The organism is Mesorhizobium sp. M7A.F.Ca.CA.002.15.2.1 (assembly GCF_003998715.1).
Taxonomy (GTDB): domain Bacteria; phylum Pseudomonadota; class Alphaproteobacteria; order Rhizobiales; family Rhizobiaceae; genus Mesorhizobium; species Mesorhizobium ciceri.
This window is the reverse complement of sequence record NZ_RZPI01000655.1, coordinates 1-3,061: the sequence shown is the minus strand read 5'-3', so window position 1 is coordinate 3,061 and position 3,061 is coordinate 1. Positions and strand designations below refer to the sequence as shown.

Here is a 3,061-nt window from a genome sequence, read left to right as displayed (position 1 = left end):
ATGCTGGCTTCGGCTGTCTCCTATCTCAGAATGTTCGAGACGGCGCGGCTCCAGGGATGGGCGTCGATGCGAACCTGGATGCGGTTGAGCGGTATGCCGTCCAGCACCGCCTCCAGCGCCTCCGCCGTTCTCGGCAAGCCGTAGCCGAACGCGTTGGGCGCCCCTTCGAAGACCAGCGACAATCCCGTGGCACCCTGTGCAACATCCTCCAGCGCTTGGCTTCTGGCACGGTCGATGTCCGGATCGTCGATGCGCTGGCTGACGATCCATGGCGATTTCGGGTTTGTACGCACGATCGGTTCCGCCGCGGTGCTGCGGTCGTAGAGCGGTTCGATACGGATGTTGTCATCGCTGTGCGAGACCAGCTTTTCCTCGAAGGAAGCGCCTGCCAATGCCTTTTCCGCCAAGGCGAGCCATCGCTGACGCTCGGCGTTCTCGGGTTCCACGTCCTGGATCAAGGCTCCGGCGCCCATCCGTCCTCCTCGTTTCATGCGGCCGCACCAGCCGGGAGCGGTTCAGTCTACGGTCCCCGGTCCGATATCGCAATGCAATGCGCTTTCAGAGACCGGATTCGATCCATCAGATATAGGTCAGTCCGCGTGGACGACGATTGCCAAACAGCGGCAAAATCCGCAAGCTCCAAAAACCCGATCTGAACGAATGGGGCCGATTTGGGCGAATGGCCCGGATTTGGACGAATGGCCCCGATTTGGACGAATGGCATTGTCGCTGTGCAATGGCCTCACTATACCTGCGGCAAGGCCACTGGCTTTAGACACATCAGTTTGCGGAGACCGGACATATGGCTGACGAGACCAGTATTTTCATCGGCGCCAGCCGAAAGCCCGACGACAGCTATCAGCGTGCCGAGCAGTTGTTGCTGCGATATGGGAATCGTCACGGCCTGGTGACCGGCGCCACCGGCACCGGCAAGACCGTCACCTTGCAGATCCTGGCCGAAGGATTTTCCAACGCCGGCGTGCCGGTGTTCTGCGCGGACATCAAGGGTGATCTGTCGGGCATCGCGATGATGGGCACGGCACAGGATTTCCTCGTCAAGCGGGCCGAACAGGTCAAGCTCGATCCGTATGACTTCCAGGAATTTCCCGTTATCTTCTGGGACTTGTTCGGCGAGCAGGGTCATCCGATCCGCGCCACGGTCTCGGAAATGGGGCCGTTGTTGCTGTCGCGCCTGATGAACCTGACCGAGGCGCAGGAAGGCATCATGAACATCGCCTTCCGCCTGGCGGACGAGGAAGGCTTGCTGCTGCTCGACATGAAGGATCTGCAGGCGCTGCTCGCCAACATCGCCGAGCGCGCCGACGAGATCGGCTCGCGCTATGGCAACGTGACGAAGCCATCGGTCGGGGCTATCCAGCGCACGCTGCTGGTCCTCGAACAGCAGGGGGCCGCAAACTTCTTCGGCGAACCGGCACTGCGTATCGCCGATATCATGCGCACCACCCGCGACGGACGCGGCGCCATCAGCGTGCTTGCCGCCGACAAGCTGATGATGAATCCGCGGCTCTACGCGACCTTCCTGCTATGGCTGATGTCGGAGCTGTTCGAGGTGCTGCCGGAAGTCGGCGACCCCGACAAGCCGAAGCTGGTGTTCTTCTTCGACGAGGCCCATCTTCTGTTCGACGAAGCACCCAAGGTGCTCATCGATCGCGTCGAACAGGTCGTCCGACTGATCCGCTCGAAAGGCGTCGGCGTCTATTTCGTCACCCAGAACCCTTTGGATATCCCTGAAAAAGTCCTGGCCCAGCTCGGCAATCGCGTCCAGCACGCGCTGCGCGCCTATACACCGCGCGAGCAGCAGGCAGTCCGGACGGCGGCCGAAACGTTCCGGCCAAATCCCGATTTCGACTGCATGACCGCCATTACACAGCTTGCCACTGGCGAGGCGCTGGTCTCGACGTTGGAAGCCAAGGGTGTTCCGTCCATGGTGCAGCGGACACTGATCCGCCCGCCATCCTCGCGGCTTGGGCCCATAACGGCCGCTGAGCGGCAAAAGCTGATCCAGGAAAGCCCGGTCGCCGGCCAGTACGATCAGGCCGTCGATCGCGAATCGGCTTTCGAAATGCTGCAGAAAAAGGCCAAGGACGCGCAGGATGCCGAAGAGCAGGCCCAGCAGGCCGGCAGCGGCGGCTCGCGCTGGACCATTCCGGGCTTCGGCAATGACGATCCCGCGCCGCAATCCGGTGGCAGGCGCACATCTGCACCGCGCCCGTCCAACCGCCAGACGGTCGCAGAGGCGGCGATCAAGTCGGTGGTGCGCTCGGTCGGCTCCTCGGTCGGTCGGGCAATCGTGCGCGGCATTCTGGGGAGCTTGTCGCGCGGGCGGTGACTGGAGGCAGCGGGCGCCGCTGCCTAGTCAGCTCAGAAAATCGAATTCGTGATCGCCTTGACCGGTCCAAGCAGCACCGAACCGTCCGGCACGCCGGCATCGATCGGGATCGCCTGTCGGTTGGCCGTCGCCACCATGGGTTGGCTGGCGTCGCTGGTCACGATGACCGGCGTCTTCGAGGGCACGCGATCATAGAGGTCGATAATGTCCTGGTTCATCAGACGCACGCAGCCTGACGACACCGACTTGCCGATCGAGCGCCACTCCGGCGAGCCGTGCAGACGGTAGAGCGTGTCGACATTGCCCTGGAACAGATAGAGCGCGCGTGCACCGAGCGGATTCTTCAGGCCGCCGGGCATGCCGCCATTGTCGGCGCTGTAGGGTTTCAGTTCCGGCTGGCGGGCTATCATTTCGTCCGGCGGCGTCCATTTTGGCCATTTCTGCTTCCACTGAACGACGGCGTCGCCGGACCATTCGAAGCCGGCGCGGCCAAGGCCGACACCGTAGCGTATCGCCTGACCGCCTGGACGAACCAGATAAAGGAAGTGGCCGGTCGTATCGACGACTATGGTTCCCGGCTTCTGTCCCGTCGGGTCGGGAACGATCTGACGCAGGAATTGCGGATCGATCTTGTCGACTGGGATGGCCGGCAAATCGAAGCCGCCGTCGCTGACTGCTGCATACATCGTCACATAGTCCGCCAGAGGCGGC

At 62.7% G+C, this 3,061-nt stretch carries 2 protein-coding genes and 1 pseudogene; 1 reads left to right on the top strand and 2 read right to left on the bottom strand.

Features of this window, described 5'->3' with window-relative positions:
- Positions 1-32: 32 nt before the first annotated feature.
- A pseudogene (locus tag ENZ74_RS26980) lies at positions 33-473 on the bottom strand (methylmalonyl-CoA mutase); the annotation flags it as partial.
- 329 nt (positions 474-802) lie between these two features.
- Here ENZ74_RS26980 and ENZ74_RS26975 point away from each other — a divergent pair.
- On the top strand, positions 803-2,350 hold the full coding sequence (locus tag ENZ74_RS26975) for a helicase HerA-like C-terminal domain-containing protein (RefSeq protein WP_013532671.1): 1,548 nt from the start codon (positions 803-805) through the stop codon (positions 2,348-2,350).
- 32 nt (positions 2,351-2,382) lie between these two features.
- Here the strand turns inward: ENZ74_RS26975 and ENZ74_RS26970 are convergent.
- On the bottom strand, positions 2,383-3,061 hold a 679-nt coding region (locus ENZ74_RS26970), incomplete at its 5' end, for a L,D-transpeptidase (RefSeq protein ID WP_164761239.1).